The organism is Pseudomonas sp. lyk4-R2A-10 (assembly GCF_030209075.1).
GTDB lineage: Bacteria > Pseudomonadota > Gammaproteobacteria > Pseudomonadales > Pseudomonadaceae > Aquipseudomonas > Aquipseudomonas glycinae.
Genome location: NZ_JARVSR010000002.1, coordinates 757215 through 782791, shown reverse-complemented (window position 1 = coordinate 782791; position 25577 = coordinate 757215). Strand labels below are relative to the sequence as shown.

Annotated in this window: 21 protein-coding genes; 11 read left to right on the top strand and 10 right to left on the bottom strand. The window is 61.2% G+C overall.

The window, feature by feature from the left end; all coding sequences use genetic code 11:
• Positions 1–70: 70 nt before the first annotated feature.
• The 7 genes from QRN46_RS05880 to QRN46_RS05850 form a co-directional block, all read right to left on the bottom strand.
• Positions 71–1219, bottom strand: coding sequence for an iron-containing alcohol dehydrogenase (locus QRN46_RS05880; RefSeq protein ID WP_201817803.1), 1149 nt, complete (start codon positions 1217–1219; stop codon positions 71–73).
• A 108-nt stretch (positions 1220–1327) separates the two neighbouring features.
• Entirely contained in the window at positions 1328–2152 is an 825-nt protein-coding gene (locus QRN46_RS05875) for an ABC transporter permease (protein WP_011336198.1), read from the bottom strand.
• A 12-nt stretch (positions 2153–2164) separates the two neighbouring features.
• A complete protein-coding gene (locus QRN46_RS05870) occupies positions 2165–3412 on the bottom strand; it encodes an ABC transporter permease (protein WP_011336199.1) in 1248 nt (415 codons plus the stop codon).
• 66 nt (positions 3413–3478) lie between these two features.
• Entirely contained in the window at positions 3479–4522 is a 1044-nt protein-coding gene (locus QRN46_RS05865; protein ID WP_007959933.1) for an ABC transporter substrate-binding protein, read from the bottom strand.
• Positions 4523–4570: 48 nt separating this feature from the next.
• Positions 4571–5695, bottom strand: a complete 1125-nt coding sequence (locus tag QRN46_RS05860; protein WP_007959931.1) for an ABC transporter ATP-binding protein — start codon at positions 5693–5695, stop codon at positions 4571–4573.
• A 218-nt stretch (positions 5696–5913) separates the two neighbouring features.
• The gene (locus tag QRN46_RS05855) at positions 5914–6543 is read right to left on the bottom strand and encodes a response regulator (protein WP_011336200.1); all 630 of its coding nucleotides are present in this window, start codon (positions 6541–6543) and stop codon (positions 5914–5916) included.
• Positions 6544–8943: a PAS domain-containing sensor histidine kinase gene (locus QRN46_RS05850; protein ID WP_011336201.1), complete on the bottom strand. Its 2400-nt coding sequence runs from the start codon at positions 8941–8943 to the stop codon at positions 6544–6546.
• A gap of 73 nt (positions 8944–9016) precedes the next feature.
• Between QRN46_RS05850 and QRN46_RS05845 the strand changes: the two genes are divergently transcribed.
• Positions 9017–10006, top strand: a complete 990-nt coding sequence (locus tag QRN46_RS05845; protein WP_285354391.1) for an alpha/beta hydrolase family protein — start codon at positions 9017–9019, stop codon at positions 10004–10006.
• A 62-nt stretch (positions 10007–10068) separates the two neighbouring features.
• Here QRN46_RS05845 and QRN46_RS05840 read toward each other — a convergent pair whose 3' ends face one another.
• From QRN46_RS05840 to QRN46_RS05830, 3 genes are read right to left on the bottom strand one after another with little or no spacing between them, the layout of a single operon-like run.
• Positions 10069–10836: a TerB family tellurite resistance protein gene (locus tag QRN46_RS05840; protein ID WP_221616023.1), complete on the bottom strand. Its 768-nt coding sequence runs from the start codon at positions 10834–10836 to the stop codon at positions 10069–10071.
• Position 10837: 1 nt separating this feature from the next.
• A complete protein-coding gene (murU, locus tag QRN46_RS05835; protein ID WP_201817804.1) occupies positions 10838–11509 on the bottom strand; it encodes an N-acetylmuramate alpha-1-phosphate uridylyltransferase MurU in 672 nt (223 codons plus the stop codon).
• The gene (locus QRN46_RS05830; RefSeq protein ID WP_285354390.1) at positions 11506–12525 is read right to left on the bottom strand and encodes an aminoglycoside phosphotransferase family protein; all 1020 of its coding nucleotides are present in this window, start codon (positions 12523–12525) and stop codon (positions 11506–11508) included. The genes murU and QRN46_RS05830 overlap by 4 nt, the downstream gene beginning before the upstream one ends.
• 130 nt (positions 12526–12655) lie before the next feature.
• Here QRN46_RS05830 and QRN46_RS05825 point away from each other — a divergent pair, with 130 nt between their 5' ends.
• The 10 genes from QRN46_RS05825 (at position 12656) to QRN46_RS05780 (ending at position 25572) form a co-directional block, all read left to right on the top strand.
• Positions 12656–15469: an LPS-assembly protein LptD gene (locus QRN46_RS05825; protein WP_011336205.1), complete on the top strand. Its 2814-nt coding sequence runs from the start codon at positions 12656–12658 to the stop codon at positions 15467–15469.
• Positions 15450–16766, top strand: a complete 1317-nt coding sequence (locus tag QRN46_RS05820) for a peptidylprolyl isomerase (RefSeq protein WP_285354389.1) — start codon at positions 15450–15452, stop codon at positions 16764–16766. The genes QRN46_RS05825 and QRN46_RS05820 overlap by 20 nt, the downstream gene beginning before the upstream one ends.
• Positions 16763–17752, top strand: a complete 990-nt coding sequence (pdxA, locus tag QRN46_RS05815; RefSeq protein WP_011336207.1) for a 4-hydroxythreonine-4-phosphate dehydrogenase PdxA — start codon at positions 16763–16765, stop codon at positions 17750–17752. Before QRN46_RS05820 ends, pdxA begins: the two co-directional genes overlap by 4 nt.
• The gene (gene rsmA / locus QRN46_RS05810; protein WP_011336208.1) at positions 17749–18567 is read left to right on the top strand and encodes a 16S rRNA (adenine(1518)-N(6)/adenine(1519)-N(6))-dimethyltransferase RsmA; all 819 of its coding nucleotides are present in this window, start codon (positions 17749–17751) and stop codon (positions 18565–18567) included. The genes pdxA and rsmA overlap by 4 nt, the downstream gene beginning before the upstream one ends.
• Positions 18568–18683: 116 nt before the next feature.
• Positions 18684–19064, top strand: a complete 381-nt coding sequence (apaG, locus tag QRN46_RS05805; RefSeq protein WP_011336209.1) for a Co2+/Mg2+ efflux facilitator ApaG/CorD — start codon at positions 18684–18686, stop codon at positions 19062–19064.
• Positions 19064–19945, top strand: a complete 882-nt coding sequence (locus QRN46_RS05800) for a symmetrical bis(5'-nucleosyl)-tetraphosphatase (protein ID WP_011336210.1) — start codon at positions 19064–19066, stop codon at positions 19943–19945. Before apaG ends, QRN46_RS05800 begins: the two co-directional genes overlap by 1 nt.
• A gap of 33 nt (positions 19946–19978) precedes the next feature.
• Positions 19979–20308 (top strand): thiosulfate sulfurtransferase GlpE, encoded by a 330-nt coding sequence (gene glpE, locus QRN46_RS05795; RefSeq protein WP_007959911.1) that lies wholly within the window; start codon positions 19979–19981, stop codon positions 20306–20308.
• A 296-nt stretch (positions 20309–20604) separates the two neighbouring features.
• Positions 20605–22527, top strand: coding sequence for a PrkA family serine protein kinase (locus QRN46_RS05790; RefSeq protein WP_011336211.1), 1923 nt, complete (start codon positions 20605–20607; stop codon positions 22525–22527).
• A gap of 205 nt (positions 22528–22732) precedes the next feature.
• Positions 22733–24004, top strand: coding sequence for a YeaH/YhbH family protein (locus QRN46_RS05785; protein WP_011336212.1), 1272 nt, complete (start codon positions 22733–22735; stop codon positions 24002–24004).
• Positions 24001–25572, top strand: a complete 1572-nt coding sequence (locus tag QRN46_RS05780; RefSeq protein WP_011336213.1) for a SpoVR family protein — start codon at positions 24001–24003, stop codon at positions 25570–25572. Before QRN46_RS05785 ends, QRN46_RS05780 begins: the two co-directional genes overlap by 4 nt.
• Positions 25573–25577 lie beyond the last annotated feature (5 nt).

Genomic DNA, 25577 nt, shown 5'->3' with positions numbered 1-25577 from the left:
CCTCAAGTTTCCGCGCGCGCACCGTGACCGCGATGATTGGGTTGTGCCATGACCGATGACCGGCAGGTTCTCAATACGCCGCCCGGTAGATCTTCTCGATGTCGGCGGCGCTGAGCTTGCGCGGATTGTTGCGCATCAGGCGCTCGATGCCGGCGGCCTCCACGGCCATGGCCGGGATCGCCTCTTCGGGCACGCCGAAGCTGCGCAGCCCCAGTGGAATTTCCACCGCCGCGCACAGTTCGGTCATCGCCGCGACGGCGCTATCGGCGGCTGCATTGAGACTCAGATGAGCGGTCTTCACTCCCATGGCTTCGGCAATATCCTGCATCCGCTCGACGCAGGCCATCTTGTTCCAGGTCATGACATACGGCAGCAGCAACGCATTGCTGACGCCGTGAGCAATGTTGAATCGCCCGCCCAGCGGATACGCCAGCGCATGCACCGCGCCGACCCCGGCATTGCCGAACGCCATGCCGGCCATCAGGCTGGCGGTGGCCATGTCTTCCCGGGCCTGCAGGTTGGACGGGTTGGCGTAGGCCTTGGGCAATGACCGGGCGATCAACTTGATCGCGCCGATGGCCAGCGAATCGGTGATCGGCGAGGCATTCAGTGACAGATAGGATTCGATGGCATGCACCAGCGCATCGACGCCACTGGCGGCGGTGACACTGCGCGGGCAGGTCAGGGTCATCTGCGGACTGACCAGCGCCACGTCCGGCAACAGGTAATCGCTGACGATGCCTTTCTTCAGTTGGGCGACCTTGTCCGAAAGGATGGCGACGTTGGTCACTTCAGAACCGGTGCCGGCAGTGGTCGGGATCGCAATCAACGGTGGGCCTTTGCGCGGCACCTGATCGACGCCGAACAGATCTTCCAGCGCACCGTGATAGCCGGCGTACGCCGCGACGCTCTTGGCGATGTCGATGGCACTGCCGCCACCGAGGCCAATCAGACCGTCATGCCCGCCTTCGCGGTAGACGCGCATGCAATCCTCGACGATGGCGATTTCCGGATCCGGCAATACCCGGTCGAAGATTTCGTACTCGCGCTCGCCGATCTGCGCCAGCGCCAGCTCCACCGTGCCGGACTTGACCAGCGCGGCATCGGTAACGATCAGCGGGTTGTCGATGTCCAGCCGCGTGAGTTCGGCCGCCAGTTGCTCGATGGCCCCGGCGCCGGTGATCAGTTTGTGAGCGATCTTGAACGAGGAAAGACTCATCGTGCGCAGCCTCTTATAGATGTGGGAGCTGAGCACAAGCGTAGCTGGGGAAATCGGGTTGTCTGTCATTCAGCGCATGAATGGCAGACAACCCGGATTGTGCAGTTGTCAGACCTGAGCGGTGCGCAGCTTCTCACTCCGCCCACGCAACCACTCCAGCGTCAGCAACAGAATCACCGAGAAGGCAATCAGCAGAGTCGCAGCCGCCGCAATCGTCGGGCTCAGGTTCTCGCGAATCCCGCTGAACATCTGCCGAGGCAACGTCGCCTGCTCGGGACCTGCAAGAAACAGCGTCACCACCACTTCATCGAACGAGGTTGCAAAGGCAAACAGCGCACCGGAAATCACCCCCGGCGCAATCAGCGGCAAGGTCACCCGACGGAAAGTGGTCAGTGGCGAGGCGCCAAGGCTGGCGGCCGCCCGCACCAGGTTGTGATTGAACCCCTGCAGGGTCGCCGACACCGTGATGATCACGAACGGCACACCCAGCACCGCGTGCACCACGATCAGCGAAAAGAAACTGTTGCCCAGGCCCAGCGGCGCGAAGAACAGGTAACTGGCCACACCGATGATCACCACCGGCACCACCATCGGCGAAATCACCAGCGCCATCACCAGCGGTTTGCCGGGGAAGTCGCCACGGGTCAGGCCGATGGCAGCGAGCGTGCCGAAGACCATTGCCAGTACCGTCGCCGCCGGGGCGACGATGATGCTGTTCTTCAGCGAGCGCATCCATTCCGCCGAAGCGAAGAAGTCCTGATACCAGTGCAGCGAGAAACCTTGCAGCGGGTACACCAGGAAACTGCCCGAGTTGAACGACAGCGGCACGATTACCAGCACCGGCAGGATCAGAAACAACAGGATCAAGCCGCAGAGGATCCGCAAGCTGTAGAACCACACCCGCTCGACGGGCGACATATAAGGACTCAGCATTTCAAATTCCCCTTAGCTCAGGCGCAGGCGACTGGCGCCTACCAGCCAGCTGTAGATCAGATAAAGCACCACGGTCGCCAGCAGCAACAGCCCGCCGAGTGCGGTGGCCATGCCCCAGTTGATGCTGGTGTTGGTGTAGAACGCGACGAAGTAGCTGACCATCTGATCGTTCGGGCTGCCGAGCAGCGCCGGGGTGATGTAGTAGCCGATGGCGAGGATGAACACCAACAGGCAACCGGCGCCGACACCGGCGTAGGTCTGCGGGAAGTACACCCGCCAGAAACTGGCGAACGGATGGCAGCCGAGGGAAATCGCGGCACGCATGTAGGTTGGCGAGATGCCTTTCATCACGCTGTAGATCGGCAGGATCATGAACGGCAGCAGGATGTGCACCATCGAGATGTAGACCCCGGTGCGGTTGAACACCAGTTCCAGCGGTTTATCGATGATGCCCATCGCCATCAACGCGCTGTTGATCAATCCGCCGGATTGCAGCAACACGATCCACGCGGCGACCCGCACCAGGATCGACGTCCAGAACGGCAGCAGCACCAGAATCATCAGCAGGTTGCTTTGACGCGACGGCAGGTTGGCCAACAGGTACGCCAGCGGATAGGCCAGCACCAGGCAGATCACGGTGATGATCAGGCCCATCCAGAAAGTCCGGGCGAAGATGTCGAGGTAGATCGCCTGATCCGGGGTCGCCGGGGCAATTTCGCCGAGGTCGTCGATGCGATGATCCACCGCTGCCAGCAGATAGAACGGGGTGATGCTGCTGGTGTTGCGCTTCACCGCTTGCCAGTAGGCCGGATCGCCCCAACGCTCGTCGAGGCCTTCCAGCGCTTCTTTATAAGAGGCCGGTTCACTGGCGAATGGCAGCGAGCGGGCGGTTTTGGTCAGCAGGCTGCGATAACCGGCCAACTCCATGTTCAGGCGCTTGGACAGATCGCCCAGAGTCTGGTTTTTGCGCGCTTCGGCGAGGTCTTCGCTGGCGGCTTTATAGACCGGTTCTGCGGGCAGGCCTCGGCCGTCCCACGCGGCAATCGCAGTCACGGTGCGCGGCATGCCGCTGACCACTTCCGGGTTGCCGACGCTTTTATAGAGCAGCGCCACGATCGGCACCAGGAACACCAGCAACAGAAACAGCACCAGCGGCGCGATCAGCGCCTGGGCCTTCCAGCGGTTGACCCGCTCGGCGTGCTTGAGCCGCTGCTTCAAGGTGGGGCTGTTGCCCTCGTTCAGGGGAACGGCGATGGCCATGACGTACTCCGCAAATCTTTTAAATGACGGCGTCACCCTGGGGGTGACGCCGCGTATGCATCAGCCTTACTTCGCAGCCCAGGAATTGAAGCGCTGCTCCAGTTGCTCGCCGTTGTCAGCCCAGAAGCTGACATCGATCTGCACCTGGTTGGCGATGTTTTCCGGGGTGGTCGGCATGTCTTTCAGGATCGCCTTGTCCAGCAATGGCACTGCCTGAGAGTTGGCCGGGCCGTAGGCGATGTTCTCCGAGTAGGTCTTCTGTTGTTGTGGCTGCACCGAGAACGCGATGAATTTCTTCGCCGCTTCGGCGCGCTTGGCGTCCAGGCCTTTCGGGATGGCCCAGGCGTCGAAGTCGTAGATGCCGCCGTTCCACACCACTTTCAGGTTGGACTCTTTCTGCACCGCAGCGATACGACCGTTGTAGGCCGAGCTCATGACCACGTCACCGGAAGCGAGGTATTGCGGCGGCTGAGCGCCGGCTTCCCACCACTGGATGTTCGGTTTCAGCTCATCCAGTTTCTTGAATGCGCGATCCTGACCGCCCTTGCTGGCCAGTTCCTTGTACACGTCTTTCGGCGCAACGCCGTCGGCCATCAGTGCGAATTCGAGGGTGTACTTGGCGCCTTTGCGCAGGCCGCGCTTGCCCGGGAATTTCTTGGTGTCCCAGAAATCCGCCCAGCTGGTCGGTGCGGTTTTCAGCTTGTCGGCGTTGTAGGCCAGCACGGTCGACCACACGAAGAAGCCCACGCCGCACGGCTGGATCGCGCCTTTGACGTAATCTTCGGATTTGCCGAACAGCGCAGGATCCAGTTGTTCGAACATGTCTTCGTCGCAGCCACGGGACAGCTCCGGCGATTCAACCTCGACCAGATCCCAGGACACGCTCTTGGTGTCGACCATGGCTTTGACCTTGGCCATCTCACCGTTGTACTCGCCGGCGACGATCTTGCCGTTGCCCGCTGCTTCCCACGGTGCGTAGAAGGCTTTGACTTGCGCCGCCTTGTTCGCCCCGCCAAACGACACCACGGTCAGATCCGGCCCAGCGGCCATTGCGCTTGCCGCACCCATCAGGCCCAGGGTCAGGGCTGTGAACTTCAGGGATCTCAACATTTATTGTTCTCTCCACGTGCAGGGTTGGTGTTGGTATTGCGGGGCGTTTCAGTGCGCCTCTAGAAGAGGATCGAGCGCGCGAACGTGCTCGACCTGCCAGCCAAGCGGAACCACGTCACCGACTGCGAGCGCAGGATCGAGCTCGGCAATCGGTTGTTTCACGAAGAAGTCGGTCTTGCCGCAGACTTCCAGGCGCACCCGGACGTGGTCGCCCAGATAGATGAATTCGGCCACCCGCCCGGAGAAGCGGTTGACGCATTGGTCGCTCGAACCGTTGAGGCTGACGCGCTCGGGGCGGATAGACAGGGTGACCGGTTCGCCGGTCTGGCCGATGTTGACCGCCAGCGCCTCGACCTTTTCCCCGCGCCCCAGCTCGACCACGCAGCGCTCGCCGTTCTGGCTGAGCAGGCGACCGTTGAGGCGGTTGTTCTCGCCGATGAAGTTGGCGACGAAGGTGTTTTTCGGTTCTTCGTAGAGGGTGCGCGGCGGGGCGATCTGCTGGATCTCGCCCTGGTGGAACACGGCGACGCGGTCGGACATGGTCAGGGCTTCGCCCTGGTCGTGGGTCACATAGACCACGGTTACGCCAAGGCGCTGGTGCAGGTGTTTGATTTCCATCTGCATGTGTTCGCGCAGTTGTTTGTCGAGGGCGCCGAGGGGTTCGTCCATCAGCACCAGCTGCGGCTCGAACACCAGCGCACGGGCCAGTGCTACACGTTGTTGCTGGCCGCCGGACAACTGCGCCGGATAACGCGATGCGAACGCGTCGAGCTGAACCATGCTCAGGACTTTCTTAACCTTGTCGCTGACGTCGCTCTTGTTCAGGCCGCGTACGGTCAGCGGAAACGCCAGGTTTTCGGCGACGGTCATGTGCGGAAACAGCGCGTAGTTCTGGAACACCATGCCGATGTCGCGCTTGTGCGGCGGCACGTTGTTGATCGCCCGCCCGGCAAGGAGAATTTCGCCGGCGGTCGGCGTCTCGAAACCGGCGAGCATCATCAGGCTGGTGGTCTTTCCGGAGCCGGACGGTCCGAGCAAGGTGAGGAATTCGCCCTTGCGAATGTCCAGGTTGAGGTCTTTGACGATCAGGTTCTCGCCGTCGTAGCTCTTCTGCACTCCACGAAAGCTGACCAGCACATCGCTGGCCCCTGCGTTTGATTCGACCTGGCTCATACCCACACCTTTGTTATTGATGACTGCTGTGGGAGTAAGCCTAGTGGCTGCTTGCAGTCACGCAAATCGGGGCGCAGGAGAGAATCGCCTCAGCCGGATGGAAGGCCGGGGGTAGGGATTGCCCTACACGGATGGCGCGTTTTGGCAAACCCGGCGCATGGGTCGGGGCTCAAGCCGCCAGAACCGGCAAAAGCGCCTGTCGCTAATGGATATGTCGCTCAGAGCAGCTTGTGTTCCATCGCGTACTTCACCAGCTCGGCGAGCGAAGTGATGTTGAGTTTCTGCATCAGCCGCGCCTTGTGGGTGCTGATGGTCTTGCTGCTCAGGGCCAATTGCTGGGCGATGTCGTTGACGTTGGCGCCTTGCGCCAGCCGTTCGAACACCGAGAACTCGCGCTCCGACAGCAACGAGTGCAGCGGCCGCGCATCGGTCAGGCCGACTTCGAAGACCATGCGGTCGGCCAGCTCCGGGTCGATGTAACGCCCACCTGCAGCGACCTTGCGAATTGCCGTCAGCAGCAGCGCCGGATCACTGTCCTTGGTCGCATACCCGGCGGCGCCGATCTTCAGTGCCCGGGCGGCCATCTGCGCTTCGTCGTGCATCGACAGCACCAGAATCGCCGGCGGATGGTTCAGCGCGCGGATCCGCGGAATCGCTTCGAGCCCGTTGACGCCGGGCATCGAGATATCCAGCAGCACCACTTCGCAGGGCACGTTGCGCAGGGTTTCCAGCAACTGCTCGCCATTGCTCGCCTCCCCCACCACTTGCAGATCCTTGGCCAGGCCGATCAATTGCTTGATGCCTTCGCGAACGATGGTGTGGTCTTCGGCTACCAGTACACGGATCACTTACTTCTCCTCATCCAGTGGCACCCGCACGCTCAGCGTGGTGCCCTCGCCCGGTTCGCTGTCGAGTGACAGCTGCCCGCCCATGATCAACACCCGCTCGCGCATGCCCACCAGCCCAAAGGATGTCGGCCTGCCGGCAGCGGCGACAAATCCTACGCCATCATCGCTGACCGTCAGACACAATTCGTCACCTTCCTGCGTCAGCGTCAGTTCTACAGTATGCGCCTGGGCATGGCGCATGACGTTGGTCAACGCCTCCTGAAGAATGCGGAACAGGCCGATGGCCTTGGCGTCGCTGAGCGGTGCAAGGTTGTCCGGCACCTGCACCAGACACGGAATCTGCGTGCGCGCCTCGAACCGCCGCGCCTGCCACTCGATGGCCGAGGCGATCCCGGCATCGAGGATCGGCGGGCGCAATGCCGTCGCCACATCGCGCACCAACTGGAACAACTGGGCGATCAGGCGCTTCATGCTGTTCAGCCGCTCGTTCAGGCCTGGGTCGAGTTGCGCGTAGGCCAGTTCGCACATCGACGTCTCCAGTTTCAGCACCGTCAGCATCTGCCCCAGCTCATCGTGAACCTCGCGGGCGATGCGCGCCTTTTCCTCTTCCCGCACGCTTTCCAGATGCGCCGACAATTCGCGCAATTGTTCACGGGAGGCCGCCAGCTCCAGTTCGATGCGTTTGCTTTCGGTGATGTCCCAGACGATGCCGTCCCAGACATAGGACCCGCCTTCCAGCTGACGGGTGATGGCCTTGATTTCGGCCCAGCGCTGCTCGCCCTGACGCGTGAGAATTCGGCCCTGCCACGACCAGTCGCTGTCGGTGTCCAGCGCCTGATCCTGGGTCTGGTGATAGGCGGCCCGGTCATCCGGATGCACCAGACTGCGCAAGCCCATGTCGCGATGGGCGATGGCGGCCGGCGCGTAGCCGACCAGACTTTCGCTGCCCTCGCTGATGTAGGCAAAGTCGATCTGCCCGGTGACCGGTGCGCGCTCGAGACGGAACACCAGCCCCGGCACATTGGCCGCGATGCCTTGCAGCCGCGCCTCGCTTTCCTGCAACGCCGCCAGGGCACGACGGCGCTCGGTGACATCGGTGAGGTAAACCACCAGGTACTCGCCATCGCGAAATCGCAGGAAGCTCAGCGACACGTCGGCCGGCAGCACACTGCCATCGGCCCGCACGCAGTTGGTTTCAAAACTCAGCGGCCCTTCTTCGCTGGCCCGGGCGCGCTTCCACAGGTTGAGCCAGCGATCCATGTGCAGGCCCGGTTCGAAGTCGATCAACGGTCGATCGATGATGGCGCCCTGCGGATAACCGAGCATGTTTTCTGCCGCACGGTTGGCGTAGCGCACATGGCTGTCCCAGTTGACCCAGAGAATGCCGACGGTGCTCTGATCGATGGAAAACTGGGTCAGGCGCAGGGCTTCTTCGCTGGCGGCACGCAGGGCGATGTCTTCACGCGCGTCGAACAAACGTTGTTCAAGACTGCGTTGCTGGCGGCGTTGCCAGAACACGATGGCCACGCAGCTGAGCAGCAACACTGCGAACAACAGACTCAGGTTCTGCCAGAAGCCCGGCGACTCGGAAAGCCGTGGATACTTGGGTTGCAGCCATTGCGCATGCAGGCGCTCCAGATCCTTGGCCGGGATTGCGCGCAGGGCGCTTTCAACGATTCCGGCCAGCTCCGGCCAGTCGCGGCGGGTGCCGATGCGCAGCAGTTGCGGCAGACCGATATCACCGACCACCACCAGCCCGGCGAACTCCGGTTCCGCCGACAGCCGACCGAGCTGCGCCTCATCGACCACCGCGTAGGACGCCTGCTGACTCAGCAACAGTTGCAGCGCCTGACGCTCCATCGGTACGCCTTGCAGATTCAGGTGCGGATAGTTGCCGCGCAGGTAATCGGCGGTGACGCCGGGCATGCGCACGGCGACGCGGGTCTGGCTGTCGAGTTTTTCCAGCTCCACGGTCGCGCTGCTTTTCTGGTCGCTGACCACCAGTTGCGGCACGCGCATGTACGGGTCGGAGAACTGCCACAGACGCAGCCCGCCCGGGGTCTGGGTCAGGCCCGGAGCGATGTCGATCTCGCCGTCCCGGGCAGCGGCCTCGAGTTGTGCCAGATCCTGAAAGTTGCGCCAGCTCAGCTCGACATTCAGCGCCCTCGCCAATGCCTTCATCACCTCGACATTGGCCCCCGACAGCCGCTGCAAGCGCCGGTCGTATTGCGCGTACGGCGCCTGCAACACCAGGCCCACGCGCAATTCATTGTGCTGTGCGAGCCACTGTTGTTCGCTCGCCGACAACCGCGCGAGGTGACTCGGGGGCGCAGGCGCCGCCCAGCCCATCAAGGGAAACGCCAGACAGCCGATAACCCACAGGCAGCAAAAACGCATCATTGAAGTCTCATACACTGACAAATTCTGACCAACCCATTAGGCTGCCGGGATATCTTCTGGCCTGGAATAACCGATGCCCCCTGTCTATCGCCTGGCAATGCCAGCATTGTGCCTGTCGCTGATCCTGCCTTGTGCGTTTTCCGTCGAAGCCGCGGATCCGGCATCCGCCCCCGCCGCAGAAAAAGCCACCGAAGAAAAACCGCTCGAACGCCAGCCTCTGCTTGAGCGTAGTCAGGAAGAAGCCGCGGCACTCGAACGCAAGGTTCCGGCCCAGGAACAACAGCAATTGCAAGCCGGCAGCGACACCTTCCTCGCCCTGTGGAAACCGGCCAACACCGCCGAACCCAAAGGAGCGGTGATCCTCATTCCCGGCACCGGCGAAACCGCCGACTGGCCCCAGGCGATCAGCCCGTTGCGCCGCAAGTTGCCGGACGTCGAGTGGAGCAGCCTGAGTATCACACTGCCCGATCTGCAAAGCGATGCCATCGCACCGCGCGTGGTCGAAGCACCCGCCGCGCCGAAAACCGTCGACCCGGGCAGTAAGGATTCGACCACCGCCGAGCCGATCGAACAAGCCGCCGGTGGCGAAGCCGATGTGGCCGACAAGGTCGTGGCTGAATCCACCGAGGAACAGTCCAAGGCCGACGCCGAGCGAATCTTCGCCCGCATCGACGCCGCGCTGGCCTACGCCGAACAACAGAGCGCGCGCAGCATCGTCGTGCTCGGTCATGGCACCGGCGCTTACTGGGCGGCGCGCTACATGAGCGAGAGACAGAGCTCGCAGGTCGAGAAGCTGCTGCTGGTGGCCGCGCAGACCCCGGCCAAGGCCAAACCGGAGCTGGTGGAACTGACACCGACCCTGAAGCTGCCGACGGCGGACATTTTCTACATGGATAAAGCGCTGGACCGCAACGCGGCACTGGAGCGCCTGCAGGCGAGCAAGCGACTGAAGACGTCCGCGTTCAGTCAGGTCGCACTCAAGGCCTTGCCGGACAACAAGGCCGAACAGGAGCAATTGTTCCGCCGGGTGCGTGGCTGGCTGAATCCGCAGAGCCCGGACTAATAGTCCGGACCGTCAAAACGCAGACAAAAAAATCGCAGCCCGACGCTGCGATTTTTTTATGCCTAACGAAAATCCCGCCGTTCGCGAATCAACGTGTAGGCATTGTGCAATTCGCGGGTCCTCTCGGTGGCCTCACGCACCTGCGCCGGCGTGGCACCCGTCCCGGCGACCTTGTCCGGGTGATGCCGGCTGAGCAGGCGTCGATAGGCACGTTTGATCTGCGCCGGTTCGCTGGTGGCTGAGACACCGAGCAGGCGCATCGCCTCCTGATAGCTCACCGCCGCACTGACGATCGGACGCTTGTGCGGCTCGTAGTCCGCCGCCAGCGCCTGGATCTGATGGGTCGTCCAGCCCAGCCACTTGCCCCACTGCGCCAGCAATTCTCGCTCGCTGACGCCGGCCCGGCCATCGGCCCAGACCATTCGCCAGCAGGCGCGCAACACGCCTTCGGCCGCATGGGGTTGAGTGCTCAAGCGACGCAGATAACCGCGCAGATTGTCGTTGCCGGACTTGCCGCGATTGAACGCGGCAATCGCACGGCGCTGTGCCGGTTCGCTCATTTCCAGCGCGCGCATCTCCTGCCGCGCCTGCTGAATGTGACCGTCCGTGACCCGCCCGTCGCTCTTGGCCAGACGCCCGAGCAACACAAACAACAATTCGTCGTTGCGCAGCATCGGCCGGCCGCCGAGTTTTTCCCGCAAATGCCCCCAGCTCTGCAAATGCAGGCGCCGATCCAGCGCCTGCCCCAACAAAGCCCCAAGCATGGCCCCCGGAATGCTGGCGATAGCAAAACCCGCTCCGGCTCCAATCAGAGTCCCTGGCCACAACATATCAGCGACTCGCTTCTATCAAGGCTTCAGCTTCGGCCAGACGCTCGTGCGTACCGACATCGACCCAGTGCCCCTTCAACCGCTCGCCGGTCACCTGCCCGTCCGCCATGGCTTTACGCAACAGCGGCGCCAGTTTGAAGGCACCGTCGCGGCAGCCGTCGAACAACTGCGGATGCAGTACGGCTATGCCGCTGTAGGTCAGGGTTGCCAAATCGGCCTGGCCATCACGCACCAGGCCGTCGGTCAGGGTGAAATCCCCTGTCGGGTGATGCGCCGGATTGTCCGCCAGCACCAGATGCGCCAGGCCGTTGATCGGCTGATGCAGCACGCTGAAGTCGTAATCGGTCCAGATGTCACCGTTGACCACCAGAAACGCGTCTTCGCCCAACAGCGGCAAGGCGCGGAAAATTCCGCCGCCGGTTTCCAAAGGTTCCCCTTCAGGCGAGTACTGGATCGACACGCCGAATTGCGAACCATCGCCCAGATGATCTTCGATCTGCTGTCCGAGCCAGGCATGGTTGATCACGATCTCGTTGAAACCGGCCGCGGCCAGGGCACGCAGGTGATATTCAATCAGCGGCACGCCGCCGGCTCGCACCAGCGGTTTGGGGGTGGTCAGGGTCAGCGGGCGCATGCGCTCGCCTTTGCCGGCCGCCAGAATCATTGCCTTCATGCCGTCGCTCCACCACGCAGGCTGGCGAGCAGTGCCTGCAAATCCGCCAACTCGGGACGGCGCGCGATGACCGCTTCTATATAAGAGAAGAACCGCGGCACATCGCCGAGGTAACGCGGCTTGCCGTCGCGATGGCAGATGCGGGCGAAGATTCCGATGACTTTCAGATGACGCTGCACGCCCATCAGGTCGCTGGCGCGCAGGAACTCCTCGAAGTCCGGCTGCACCGGGATGTTCAGTGCTGACGCCTGCTGCCAGTAGCTTTCCAGCCAGCCGCGCACTCGTCCTTCTGGCCAGCTGAGGAAGGCGTCCTTGAACAGGCAGGTCACGTCGTAGGTCACCGGGCCGTACACGGCGTCCTGGAAATCCAGCACGCCGGGGTTCGGCTCGCTGAGCATCAGGTTGCGCGGCATGTAGTCGCGGTGCACCAGCACTTTCGGCTGGGCCAGGGCGCTGTCGATCAGCAGCTCGCTGACCTTTTGCCACTGCTGCTGTTGAGTGGCATCGAACTCGACGCCCAACTCGCGTTTCACGTACCACTCGGGAAACAGCTCCAGCTCGCGGCGCAACAACGCGACGTCATAGCTCGGCAGTGGTGCCACCATCGGCAGCTGCTGAAAAGCCAGCAGCGCTTGCAAGGCATCGCTGAATAACGCGTCGGCATTTTCGCTGTCGATCACGTCCAGATAGGTCTTGTTGCCCAGGTCATTGAGCAAAAGAAACCCGCGTTCGAGGTCCTCGGCATAAATTTTCGGCACGTTGATGCCGGATTTCGCCAGCAAAAAAGCGATATCCACGAACGGTTTGCAGTTTTCCTGAGGCGGCGGCGCGTCCATCACGACGAAACTGCGACCGGCGCCTTCCCAGCGGAAATACCGGCGGAAACTCGCGTCGCTGCTGGCCGCGGTCAACGTGGCCGGGGGTACGGCTCCCCAGCCCTGAGCTGCAAAAAGGGTTGCCAGCTGTTCATCGAGCCAAACTTTCAGGTGTTGCAAGCGTACATCTTGATCAGGCATTGCAAGGGTCTCCGACGGCGCTAGCCGTCAAGCGGGTCATGCTTTATTATCCAGCATCTTTTTCAGACCATCGAGAGGCGTGCGGCCCACACCGCGGGCAGATGGCACGCAGGAAGCCCGGACTAATAAGATGGCATTGAAATCCCCCGCGTTTCGTAAAAAATTTCCGTTGTTGGTAACCGGCAGTCTGCTGGCTATGCAACCTCTGGCCAGTTCATTCGTTGTTGCCGCCGAGCAGTATGACTGCGCCGTCTCGGCAACGGGTGGCTGGGCCTGCTCGCCGAAGACGCCGGCCGCTGCCTTGCCGCCGCGTCCCGTGCATGACGGCAGTGCCGTCAGCGCCGCTGGCGAAGCCCCGGCCGAGAGCGGCTCCACTGCGGAGTCCGGGCCCAAGCCGGTACTGGTTACCGAGTCCAAGGGCCGTGGCCTGAAATCCCGTAGCGAAGACTACAGTCACCTCGACTGGGTTCCGCGCGAGAAGCTCACCGCCGCCCAACTGGCCGAGACCGGTCCTTACTGCTCTGGTTCCTATATCGAACCGATTCGTCCTGGCATGAATGACAAGACGAATAAAAGTGACGCCCCGACCTTCATCGGCGCCAAGGCGTCGCGTTATCAGCAGGATTCGCAGGTTGCGAGTCTGGCCGGTGACGTGGTCATGCGTCAGGGCAGCATGCAGGTCGAAGCCGACGAGGCCAACCTGTATCAGGCCGAAAGCCGTGGCGAACTGGCCGGCAACGTGCGCATTCGCGACAACGGCGCGCTGATCGTCGGTGACCACGCCGATGTGCAGCTCGACACCGGTGAAGCCAAGGTCGACAACGCCGAATACGTCATGCACAAGTCGCGCATCCGCGGTAACGCGCTGTACGCCAAGCGTGCCGAAAACGCGATCATCCGTCTGAAGGACGGCACGTACACCACGTGCGAACCGAACAGCAACGCCTGGCAGCTCAAGGGCAACAACATCACCCTGAACCCTGCCACCGGCTTCGGTACCGCGACCAACGTGACGCTGCGGGTCAAGGACATTCCGGTCCTGTACACCCCGTACATCTACTTCCCGATCGACGATCGTCGTCAGTCGGGTTTCCTGCCGCCGACCATCGGCACCGGCAGCGACACCGGCTTCATGCTGGTGACCCCGTACTACTTCAACCTGGCACCGAACTACGATGCCACGTTGTATCCACGCTACATGGCTAAACGCGGTCTGTTGATGGAGGGCGAATTCCGCTACCTCACCAAGTCCAGCGAAGGGCAGTTCGGTGCGGCGTTCCTCAACGACGAGGAAACCGAGCGCAGCAAACAGACCGACTACCAGAAGAATCGCTACATGTACAACTGGCAACACAAGGGTGGTCTCGACTCCCGCGTGTTCACCCAGGTGGACTACACCAAGATCAGCGATCCGTACTACTTCCAGGATCTGCAGACCGATCAGATCGGTGTGAAGAGCGCCGACTTCGTGAACCAGCAGGGCTCGGTTACCTATCGTGGCGACAACTACACCGCGCGCCTGAATGCGCAGGCCTACCAACTTGCCACCGTATCGAACATCACACCGTATGACCGTCTGCCGCAGATCACCTTCAATGGTCAGCTGCCGTATCACCCGGAAGGTCTGAACTTCGATTACGAGACCGAGGTCGTTCGCTTCGACCGTGACCTGCAAAATGGCAACTTCGTTAATGAAGACGGCACTGTGGAACGCCGCCTGGACAATAACGTCATCGGCCTGGCCCGTGCCAACGGCGATCGTTTGAACCTGAAGCCAAGCGTCAGCCTGCCGCTCAACTGGACCTACGGTTTCCTCAAGCCATCGCTCAAGTACCAGTACACCCAGTACCAGCTGGATCTGGACGGGACCGGCAAGAGCCAGATCGTCGCTCAACAGAACGCGGCAGCCGCGACCGGCACCCGCTATGTCGGCGGTGAATTCGGCAGCAGCCAGAACCGTGGCGTACCGATCGCCAGCATCGATGGCGGCCTGTACTTCGACCGCAACACCACCTGGTTCGGCAAGAATTATCGCCAGACCCTGGAACCTCGCCTGTTCTATCTCTATGTACCCGAGAAAGACCAGGAAGACATTCCAGTCTTCGATACCAGCGAATACACCTTCAACTATGCGTCGCTGTTCCGTGACAACCGCTTCTCCGGCTCCGACCGCGTCGGTGACGAGAACAAACTGTCGCTGGGCATCGACAACCGCTGGATCGAGGAAGACGGCTTCGAGCGTCAACGCATCAGTATCGGTCAGGCACTCTACTTCAAGGATCGTGAAGTCCAGTTGCCGGGCATTGATCCGAAGACCCGCGACGACGCGCATTCCAATGTTTCGCCGTACGCTCTGGAATACGAGTACCGCTGGAACCGCGACTGGCGCACCACTGCCGATTACAACTGGGATCCGGACAGCCGCAGCCCACGCTCCGGCAGTGCAATGCTCCACTACCAGCCTGAAGACAACCCGAACAAGGTGGTCAACGTCGGTTATCGCTATCGCAACGACCAGGTTCGTTACGACCAGAACACCGGTAAATGGTCGGTGGGCGGCGGTGACTACGGCACACCGGGCCAGCCTGGCTACGTGAAGGACTACTACAAGATCCAGCAGCATGACTTCTCGGTCATCTGGCCGATCGTTCCGCAGTGGAGCGCGATCAGCCGCTGGCAGTACGACTACAACCGCAATCGCACGCTGGAAGCCTTCGGTGGTTTCGAATATGACAACTGCTGCTGGAAACTGCGCCTGATCAACCGTTACTGGGTCAGCTATGACGAATTCAGTCAGAACGCCCCGGAAAACGAAAAAGGCGACCACGGCGTCTTCCTCCAAATTGTTCTGAAGGGACTCGGCGGCCTCACCGGCGCCAAGGTAGAGAGCTTCCTCGACAAAGGCATCCAAGGTTATCGTCAACGTGAAGACCAAGCTTTCTGATTGTCTGCGCCCGCTGATGCTGGGCGCGCTGTTCCTGGGTACCGCGGCCAACGCCGCGGTGCAGTCCATCGATAGAGTGGTGGCCATCGTCGACAACGATGTGGTCATGCAGAGCCAGCTGGATCAACGCGTCCACGAAGTTCAGCAAACCATCGCCAAGCGTGGCGGCGGTCTGCCGCCTCCGGGCGTGCTGGATCAACAGGTGCTCGAGCGCCTGATCGTCGAAAACCTGCAACTGCAGATCGGCGAACGCTCCGGTATCCGCATCACCGATGAAGAACTGAACCAGGCTGTCGGCACCATTGCCCAGCGCAACAACATGACCCCGGAACAGTTCCGTATCGCCCTGTCCCGTGATGGCCTGTCCTATGAGGACGCTCGCGAGCAGATCCGCCGCGAAATGGTCATCAGCCGTGTGCGCCAGCGCCGCGTGGCCGAGCGCATTCAGGTCTCGGAACAGGAAGTGAAGAACTTCCTCGCCTCCGATCTGGGCAAGATGCAACTGTCCGAAGAACTGCACCTGGCCAACATCCTGATTCCGACCCCGGAAAGCGCCAACTCCGAAGCGATTCAGAGTGCCGCTCGCAAGGCGATGGACGTTTACCAACAGCTCAAGCAAGGTGCTGACTTCGGCCAGATGGCCGTGGCCAACTCCGCCAGTGACAACGCGCTGGAAGGCGGCGATATGGGCTGGCGTAAAGCCGCTCAACTGCCACCGCCGTTCGACCGTGAACTGAGCAGCATGGCGACTGGCGACATCACTCAACCGGCACGCACTCCGGGTGGTTTCATCATCCTGAAGCTGCTGGAAAAACGTGGTGGCGAGAGCCAGATGCGCGACGAAGTGCATGTGCGCCACATTCTGGTCAAGCCAAGTCCGGTTCGCGACGAAGCCAAGACCAAGGAACTGGCCCAATCGCTCTACAACCGCATCGAAGCCGGTGAAGATTTCGCCGAACTGGCCAAGAAGTATTCGGAAGATCCGGGCTCTGCCCTCAACGGCGGCGACCTGAACTGGATCGACCCGAACGCACTGGTACCGGAATTCCGCGCCGTGATGGCCAAGTCCCCGCAGGGTCAGCTGTCCAAGCCGTTCCAGACCCAGTACGGCTGGCACGTTCTGGAAGTCCTTGGCCGTCGCGCCACTGACAGCACCGAACAGGCCCGTGAGCAGCAAGCGATGACCGTACTGCGTAACCGCAAATACGACGAAGAGCTGCAGACCTGGCTGCGTCAGATCCGTGACGAAGCGTACGTTGAGATCAAACTCCCTGGTGCAGACCAGGCAGCGCAGTGAAACCCAAGCGTTTCGCGCTGACACCCGGCGAACCGGCCGGCATCGGTCCCGACCTGTGCCTGCTGCTCGCCTCGCAAGCCCAGCCACACCCCCTGATTGCCATCACCAGCCGCGACCTGCTCCAAGAGCGGGCCGCGCAGCTGGGGCTGGCTGTCAGCTTGCTGGAAGTGGCGCCTGACAACTGGCCGGACGCTCCCGCGCCCGCCAACAGCCTGTACGTCTGGGACACCCCGCTCAGCGCCCCCGTGGTCGCCGGGCAACTGGACAAGGCCAACGCCGCATTCGTCCTCGAAACCCTGACCCGCGCCGGCAATGGCTGTCTGAACGGCGACTTCGCCGGGATGATCACCGCGCCTGTGCACAAAGGCGTGATCAACGAATCGGGCATCGCGTTTTCCGGTCACACCGAGTTTCTCGCCGACCTGACCCACACCGCCCAAGTGGTGATGATGCTCGCCACCCGCGGTTTGCGCGTGGCGCTGGTCACCACTCACCTGCCCTTGCGCGACATTGCCGATGCGATCACGCCGGAGCGCCTGGAACGGGTCACGCGGATTCTGCACGCCGACCTGCAACAAAAATTCGGCATCGCCCAACCGCGTATCCTGGTCTGCGGACTCAACCCGCACGCCGGCGAAGGCGGACACCTGGGCCATGAAGAAATCGACATCATCGAACCCACATTGGAGCGCCTGCGCGGCGAGGGCATGGACCTTCGTGGCCCGCTGCCTGCCGACACTCTGTTTACCCCCAAATATCTGGAGCACTGTGACGCAGTGCTGGCGATGTACCACGACCAGGGCCTGCCCGTGCTGAAGTACAAAGGCTTCGGCGCTGCAGTCAACGTGACCCTGGGCCTGCCGATCATCCGCACCTCGGTCGACCATGGCACCGCCCTGGATCTGGCCGGCAGCGGCAGGATCGACACCGGCAGCCTGGAAACCGCCCTGGAAACCGCCTACCAGATGGCCGAGACCCGTTTATGACCGAGCAATACCAACACAAGGCGCGCAAACGCTTTGGCCAGAACTTCCTGCACGATGCCGGCGTCATCGACCGCATCCTGCGCTCCATCAATGCCAAGGCCGGCGACCGCATGCTGGAAATCGGGCCGGGCCAGGGCGCACTGACCGCCGGCATCCTCAACTCCGGCGCACAGCTGGATGTGGTGGAACTGGACAAGGACCTGATCCCGATCCTCAACCAGCAGTTCGCCGGCAAGAGCAATTTCAACCTGCATCAGGGCGATGCGCTGAAGTTCGACTTCAACAGCCTGAACGCTGCGCCGAACAGCCTGCGTGTGGTCGGCAACCTGCCGTACAACATCTCCACGCCGCTGATTTTCCATCTGCTGAACAACGCCGGCATCATCCGCGACATGCACTTCATGCTGCAGAAGGAAGTGGTCGAGCGTCTGGCCGCCGGTCCCGGTGGCGGTGACTGGGGCCGTCTGTCGATCATGGTTCAGTACCACTGCCGGGTCGAGCACCTGTTCAACGTCGGCCCGGGCGCATTCAATCCGCCGCCGAAAGTCGACTCGGCGATCGTCCGCCTGGTACCGCACGCGGTGCTGCCGCATCCGGCCAAGGATCATCGCCTGCTCGAGCGCGTGGTGCGTGAAGCCTTCAATCAGCGCCGCAAGACCCTGCGCAACACCCTCAAGCAGTTGCTGAGCAATGCCGAAATCGAAGCCGCCGGAGTCGATGGCAGCCTGCGCCCCGAGCAACTCGATCTGGCCGCGTTCGTACGTCTGGCCGACAAGCTCGCCGAACAGCCGGCGAAAGCACCTGAAGCCGACTGACCGGCAATGATCGCTATCGGGCAGGATGCCAACTCTGGTCTACTGCCCGATACTTGCCTAGACTGAATCCCAATCAGCTACGCCCCGCGTCCCGCTTCGTTTTTAAGGCCTTTTGCATGTCCGATCCTCGCTACCAGGTCGATGTCAGTGTCGTTACCCACTATCTGGCAGACCAATCGCAACCCGAGCACGAGCGCTTTGCCTTCGCCTACACCATCACCGTGCAGAACAATGGCGAGCAACCGGCCCGCCTGATGTCGCGCCACTGGGTGATAACCGATGGCGACGGGCATGTCGAAGAAGTGCGCGGCGCCGGCGTGGTTGGCCAGCAACCGTTGATCGGCGCTGGCAAAAGCCACACCTACAGCAGCGGCACGGTGATGACCACCAAGGTCGGCACCATGCAAGGCAGTTACGAAATGGTCGCCGACGACGGCAAGCACTTCGATGCGATCATCAAGCCCTTCCGCCTCGCCGTTCCCGGAGCCCTGCACTGATGGCGACGTATGCCGTCGGCGACCTCCAAGGCTGCCTCGAACCGCTCAAGTGCCTGCTCCAGCAGGTCGCGTTCGACCCGGCTCTGGATCGCCTGTGGCTGGTCGGCGATCTGGTCAATCGTGGTCCGCAGTCACTGGAAACCCTGCGCTTCCTTTATGGCATGCGCGAGTCGCTGGTGTGTGTTCTCGGCAATCACGACCTGCACCTGCTGGCAGCGGCGAAGAACATCGAGCGCCTGAAGAAGTCCGACACGCTGCGTGAAATCCTTGAAGCGCCCGACTGCGCCGAACTGATGGAATGGCTGCGCCAGCAAAAACTCATGCACTACGACGAGCAGCGCGAAGTGGCCATGGTACATGCGGGCATCCCGCCGCAGTGGTCGCTGCGCAAGGCGCTCAAGTACGCTGAAGAAGTCGAGACCGCGCTGCGTGACGACAACCTTCTTCCACCCTTCCTCGACGGTATGTACGGCAACGAGCCGGCGAAATGGGACAGCGACCTCAAAGGCGTGACACGCCTGCGGGTGATCACCAATTATTTCACCCGCATGCGTTTCTGCACCGCCGAAGGCAAGCTCGACCTCAAGAGCAAGGAAGGCCTCGACACCGCGCCGCCGGGCTACAAGCCCTGGTTCCAGCACAAGGAGCGCAAGACCCGTGGCCTGCGGATCATTTTCGGTCACTGGGCCGCGCTGGAAGGCAACGTCCACGAGCCCGGCATCTGCGCCCTCGACACCGGTTGCGTCTGGGGCGGCAGCCTGACCCTGATGAATGTCGACAGCGGCGAACGGCTGTCATGCAAATGCGACGAACACGGGGCCGCCCTGCCCACCGTCGCACCACTGATCACCGAATCTTCTCCCGTCAGCGCCCCGCGCTAGACTGCGTTTTCAGCCGAGCCAAAGGAGCCCGCCATGAGCGAATTCAAACGTATCCCCCCGGAACAGGCCCAGGCCCTGCGCGAACAAGGCGCCGTGGTCGTCGACGTCCGTGACCCGGCAACATTTGCCGCACTGCACATCAGCGGCTCGAAGCATCTGGATAATCATTCCCTGCATGCTTTCATCCAGGGCGCCGACCTCGATGCCCCGACCGTCGTGGTCTGCTACCACGGCAACTCGAGCCAGGGTGCCGCCGCGTATCTCGTAAGCCAGGGCTTCTCCGACGTCTACAGCATGGACGGCGGCTTCGAACTGTGGCGTACGACTTTTCCTTCGGAAACCGCGCAAGGCACCTCCGAATAATTTTTTTGTAACGTGCAAGCCCCGGCTCCCGTGGGCTCGCGCGGTGGCAGACGAACGGTCTGCCACAACTAATTACGTATCTCGCCTTTACCTCCCGAATTCCCAACTATCCTTAAGCCCAGGCCATCCAAAACAGGGGAGAGCCGGTACACCGGCGCACGGGTCATCGGGAGTGACTTTCGCGATTGTCGATCGCGGAAGGGTTCTGGGGGGTAAACAACAGCTGCCATCGCGGCTGCTGCCAGCATCGACTGAGTGATCCGGCGTCGGCTCCACGTATCGAGCGAGGTGACGTCATGAGTATCTTTAGCCACTTCCAACAACGCTTCGAGTCCACACGCCAGGAAGAATTCTCCCTGCAGGAGTACCTGGAACTGTGCAAAAAGGATCGCAGTGCCTACGTTTCCGCCGCCGAGCGTCTGTTAATGGCCATCGGCGAACCGGAACTGCTCGACACCTCGACCAATTCGAGGCTGTCGCGCATCTTTTCCAACAAGGTGATCCGCCGCTATCCGGCCTTTGAAGACTTCCACGGGATGGAAGAATGCATCGACCAGATCGTGTCGTATTTCCGCCATGCCGCTCAGGGCCTGGAAGAAAAGAAACAGATCCTCTATCTGCTCGGCCCTGTCGGCGGCGGTAAGTCGTCCCTGGCCGAGAAGCTGAAACAACTGATGGAAAAAGTGCCCTTCTATGCCATCAAGGGCTCGCCGGTATTCGAATCGCCACTGGGTCTGTTCAACGCCACCGAAGATGGCGCGATCCTCGAGGAAGACTTTGGCATTCCACGGCGCTACCTGAACACCATCATGTCGCCATGGGCCACCAAGCGCCTGGCCGAATTCGGCGGAGACATCAGCCAGTTCCGCGTGGTCAAGCTGTACCCGTCGATCCTCAACCAGATCGCCGTGGCCAAGACCGAACCGGGTGACGAAAACAACCAGGACATCTCCGCGCTGGTAGGCAAAGTCGATATCCGCAAACTCGAAGAATTCCCGCAGAACGATGCCGACGCCTACAGCTACTCCGGTGCGCTGTGCCGGGCCAACCAGGGCCTGATGGAATTCGTCGAAATGTTCAAGGCACCGATCAAGGTGCTCCACCCATTGCTGACTGCGACCCAGGAAGGCAACTACAACAGTACCGAAGGCCTCGGTGCGATTCCGTTCACCGGGATTCTGCTGGCCCACTCCAACGAATCGGAGTGGCACACCTTCCGCAACAACAAGAATAACGAAGCGTTCATCGACCGGATCTATATCGTCAAGGTGCCGTACTGCCTGCGGGTCAGCGACGAGGTGAAGATCTACGACAAGCTGTTGTTCAACAGCTCCCTGGCCAAGGCCCATTGCGCGCCGGACACCCTGAAGATGCTGGCGCAGTTCACCGTACTGTCACGCCTGAAGGAGCCGGAAAACTCCAACATCTATTCGAAGATGCGCGTGTATGACGGCGAAAATCTCAAGGACACCGATCCGAAGGCCAAGTCGATTCAGGAATACCGCGATGCGGCGGGCGTCGACGAAGGCATGAACGGTCTGTCGACCCGGTTCGCTTTCAAGATTCTGTCCAAGGTCTTCAACTTCGATCCGCACGAAATTGCCGCCAACCCGGTACACCTGCTCTATGTGCTGGAACAGCAGATTGAACAGGAACAGTTCCAGGCCGAAACCCGCGAGCGCTATCTGCGTTACCTGAAAGAGTACCTGGCGCCGCGTTATATCGAATTCATCGGCAAGGAGATCCAGACCGCCTACCTCGAGTCTTACAGCGAGTACGGCCAGAACATCTTCGACCGCTACGTGCTGTATGCGGACTTCTGGATTCAGGATCAGGAATACCGCGATCCGGAAACCGGCGAGATCCTCAATCGCGTCGCCCTCAACGAGGAGCTGGAAAAGATCGAGAAACCGGCCGGCATCAGCAATCCGAAGGACTTCCGCAACGAAATCGTCAACTTCGTGTTGCGTGCCCGGGCCAACAACAACGGCAAGAACCCGACCTGGCTCAGCTACGAAAAACTGCGGGTGGTCATCGAGAAGAAAATGTTCTCGAACACCGAGGATCTGCTGCCAGTCATCAGCTTCAACGCCAAGGCCAGCAAAGAGGATCAGCAGAAACACAACGACTTCGTTACACGAATGGTCGAACGCGGCTACACCGACAAACAGGTACGACTGCTTTCTGAGTGGTATCTGCGGGTCAGAAAATCACAGTAAACCGCGGCCGGTCAGACCGGTTGTCGTCAGCCCGAGGCCTGTGCGCGCATTTTCTGCTACACAGGCCTCTGGAAGGTGTTCGAAAGGCGGTAGCGAGGTGCAGGCAGCACCCAGAGCGCTTGGGGGAGCGTGTACGTCCCTTGGCATTCGGTTCAATGCTGCATGACCGCTCGCCCCTTGGCAGGACAGCTTCTAAGGAGCAGTCATGAGCTATGTGATCGACCGACGTCTCAATGGCAAGAACAAGAGCACGGTGAACCGTCAGCGCTTCCTGCGGCGTTACCGTGACCACATCAAGAAGGCTGTCGAAGAGGCGGTCAGCCGGCGTTCCATCACCGATATGGAGCACGGCGAGCAGATCAGCATCCCTGGTCGCGATATCGACGAACCGGTGCTTCACCATGGTCGCGGCGGCAAGCAGACCGTGGTTCATCCCGGCAACAAGGAATTCACCGCTGGCGAACACATCGCGCGTCCGCCGGGAGGTGGTGGTGGCCGTGGGCCGGGCAAGGCCGGCAACTCCGGTGAAGGCATGGACGAGTTCGTCTTCCAGATCACCCAGGAAGAATTCCTCGAATTCATGTTCGAGGACCTCGAACTGCCCAACCTGGTCAAGCGCAACCTGACCGGCACCGACACTTTCAAGACCGTACGTGCGGGGATCAGCAACGAGGGCAACCCTTCGCGGATCAACATTATCCGTACCCTGCGCTCGGCCCATGCCCGGCGCATTGCGTTATCGGGCAGCAGCCGCGCCAAACTGCGCGAGGTCAAGGAGGAACTGGCGCGACTCAAACGCGAAGAACCGGACAACTTCGGGGATATTCAGGATCTTGAAGCAGAAATCGAACGACTCAGTGCGCGTATCCATCGCGTGCCGTTTCTCGATACGTTCGATTTGAAATACAACCTGCTGGTCAAGCAACCCAATCCAAGCTCCAAAGCCGTGATGTTCTGCCTGATGGACGTTTCCGGCTCCATGACCCAGGCAACCAAGGACATCGCCAAGCGGTTTTTCATCTTGTTGTACCTTTTCCTCAAGCGGAACTACGACAAGATCGACGTGGTGTTCATCCGCCACCACACCAGCGCCCGCGAAGTCGACGAAGAGGAGTTCTTCTATTCCCGCGAGACCGGCGGCACCATCGTTTCCAGCGCCTTGAAACTGATGCAGGAGATCATGGCCGAGCGCTACCCGAGCAATGAATGGAACATCTACGCCGCCCAGGCTTCCGACGGCGACAACTGGAACGACGACTCGCCGATCTGCCGCGACATCCTGATCAACCAGATCATGCCGTTCGTGCAGTACTACACTTACGTGGAGATCACCCCGCGCGAACATCAGGCCTTGTGGTACGAATACGAACGCATCGCCGAAGCTTTTTCCGACACTTTTGCCCAGCAACAACTGGTCTCGGCCGGGGATATCTATCCGGTCTTCCGTGAACTCTTCCAGCGCAGGTTAGTGACATGACCGCCAAGACCGCCAAAGAGCAGAAGCGCCAACCCATTTCCACCGGCTCGGAATGGACATTCGAGCTGATCCAGACGTACGACCGTGAAATCGCCCGTATCGCGGCCCGTTATGCCCTGGATACCTACCCCAACCAGATCGAAGTGATTACCGCCGAGCAGATGATGGACGCCTACGCGTCGGTCGGCATGCCGCTGGGCTATCACCACTGGTCCTACGGCAAGCACTTCCTCAGCACCGAAAAATCCTACAGTCGCGGGCAGATGGGGCTGGCGTACGAGATCGTGATCAACTCGGATCCGTGCATCGCCTACCTGATGGAAGAAAACACCATCTGCATGCAGGCACTGGTGGTCGCGCATGCCTGCTACGGCCACAACAGCTTCTTCAAGGGCAACTATCTGTTCCGCACCTGGACCGACGCCAGTTCGATCATCGATTACCTGGTGTTCGCCAAGCAGTACATCATGCAGTGCGAGGAGCGCCACGGGATCGATGCCGTGGAGGATCTGCTGGATTCCTGCCACGCCCTGATGAACTACGGTGTCGACCGCTACAAACGTCCGTACCCGATTTCCGCCGAAGAAGAGCGGCGTCGGCAAAAGGATCGCGAAGAGCACCTGCAGAAGCAGATCAACGACCTGTGGCGCACCATACCCAAAGGCGCGGACAAATACAGCGACAAGGACAACGCTCGTTTCCCGGCCGAACCGCAGGAAAACATCCTGTATTTCATCGAGAAACACGCCCCGCTGCTGGAACCCTGGCAGCGCGAGATCGTGCGGATCGTGCGCAAGATCGCCCAGTATTTCTATCCGCAGCGCCAGACTCAGGTGATGAACGAAGGCTGGGCGACGTTCTGGCACTACACGCTGATGAACGACCTGTACGACGAAGGCCTGGTGACGGACGGCTTCATGATGGAGTTCCTGACGTCCCACACCAGCGTGGTGTTCCAGCCGGGGTTCGACAGCCCTTATTACAACGGTATCAACCCTTATGCGCTGGGTTTTGCGATGTATCGCGACATCCGGCGCATGTGCGAAGAGCCCACGGAAGAAGACCGCCGCTGGTTCCCGGAAATCGCCGGCAGCGACTGGCTGTCGACCATCAAGTTCGCCATGAGCAGCTTCAAGGATGAGAGCTTCATCCTGCAGTACCTGTCACCCAAGGTGATCCGCGACCTGAAGCTGTTCAGCATCCTCGATGACGATCAGAAGGACGATCTGCTGGTGCCCGCAATCCATGACGAGGGCGGTTACCGGATCATCCGCGAGACCCTGGCCGCGCAATACAACCTGGGCAACCGCGAACCGAACGTGCAGATCTACAGCATCGACCGCCGCGGCGACCGCTCGCTGACCCTGCGCCACCAGCAACACGACCGCAAACCGCTGGGCGACTCCACCGAGGAGGTCCTCAAACACCTGCACCGGCTGTGGGGCTTCGACATTCATCTGGAAACCCTGCAAGGCGACCAGATCATGAAGACCCATCATGTTCCGCCCCGCAGCGAACACAGCGAGGGGGATTACGGTCGACTCGACCTGGCCGTCATTCATCTTTGACTCCG

What these genes read in the sequence shown, in the direction of transcription:
- QRN46_RS05880 (WP_201817803.1), bottom strand. Translation starts at nt 1,219, where the DNA reads ATGAGTCTTTCCTCGTTCAAGATCGCTCACAAACTGATCACCGGCGCC.
- QRN46_RS05875 (WP_011336198.1), bottom strand. Translation starts at nt 2,152, where the DNA reads ATGCTGAGTCCTTATATGTCGCCCGTCGAGCGGGTGTGGTTCTACAGC.
- QRN46_RS05870 (WP_011336199.1), bottom strand. Translation starts at nt 3,412, where the DNA reads ATGGCCATCGCCGTTCCCCTGAACGAGGGCAACAGCCCCACCTTGAAG.
- QRN46_RS05865 (WP_007959933.1), bottom strand. Translation starts at nt 4,522, where the DNA reads ATGTTGAGATCCCTGAAGTTCACAGCCCTGACCCTGGGCCTGATGGGT.
- QRN46_RS05860 (WP_007959931.1), bottom strand. Translation starts at nt 5,695, where the DNA reads ATGAGCCAGGTCGAATCAAACGCAGGGGCCAGCGATGTGCTGGTCAGC.
- QRN46_RS05850 (WP_011336201.1), bottom strand. Translation starts at nt 8,943, where the DNA reads ATGATGCGTTTTTGCTGCCTGTGGGTTATCGGCTGTCTGGCGTTTCCC.
- QRN46_RS05845 (WP_285354391.1), top strand. Translation starts at nt 9,017, where the DNA reads ATGCCCCCTGTCTATCGCCTGGCAATGCCAGCATTGTGCCTGTCGCTG.
- QRN46_RS05840 (WP_221616023.1), bottom strand. Translation starts at nt 10,836, where the DNA reads ATGTTGTGGCCAGGGACTCTGATTGGAGCCGGAGCGGGTTTTGCTATC.
- murU (WP_201817804.1), bottom strand. Translation starts at nt 11,509, where the DNA reads ATGAAGGCAATGATTCTGGCGGCCGGCAAAGGCGAGCGCATGCGCCCG.
- QRN46_RS05830 (WP_285354390.1), bottom strand. Translation starts at nt 12,525, where the DNA reads ATGCCTGATCAAGATGTACGCTTGCAACACCTGAAAGTTTGGCTCGAT.
- QRN46_RS05825 (WP_011336205.1), top strand. Translation starts at nt 12,656, where the DNA reads ATGGCATTGAAATCCCCCGCGTTTCGTAAAAAATTTCCGTTGTTGGTA.
- rsmA (WP_011336208.1), top strand. Translation starts at nt 17,749, where the DNA reads ATGACCGAGCAATACCAACACAAGGCGCGCAAACGCTTTGGCCAGAAC.
- apaG (WP_011336209.1), top strand. Translation starts at nt 18,684, where the DNA reads ATGTCCGATCCTCGCTACCAGGTCGATGTCAGTGTCGTTACCCACTAT.
- QRN46_RS05800 (WP_011336210.1), top strand. Translation starts at nt 19,064, where the DNA reads ATGGCGACGTATGCCGTCGGCGACCTCCAAGGCTGCCTCGAACCGCTC.
- glpE (WP_007959911.1), top strand. Translation starts at nt 19,979, where the DNA reads ATGAGCGAATTCAAACGTATCCCCCCGGAACAGGCCCAGGCCCTGCGC.
- QRN46_RS05790 (WP_011336211.1), top strand. Translation starts at nt 20,605, where the DNA reads ATGAGTATCTTTAGCCACTTCCAACAACGCTTCGAGTCCACACGCCAG.
- QRN46_RS05785 (WP_011336212.1), top strand. Translation starts at nt 22,733, where the DNA reads ATGAGCTATGTGATCGACCGACGTCTCAATGGCAAGAACAAGAGCACG.
- QRN46_RS05780 (WP_011336213.1), top strand. Translation starts at nt 24,001, where the DNA reads ATGACCGCCAAGACCGCCAAAGAGCAGAAGCGCCAACCCATTTCCACC.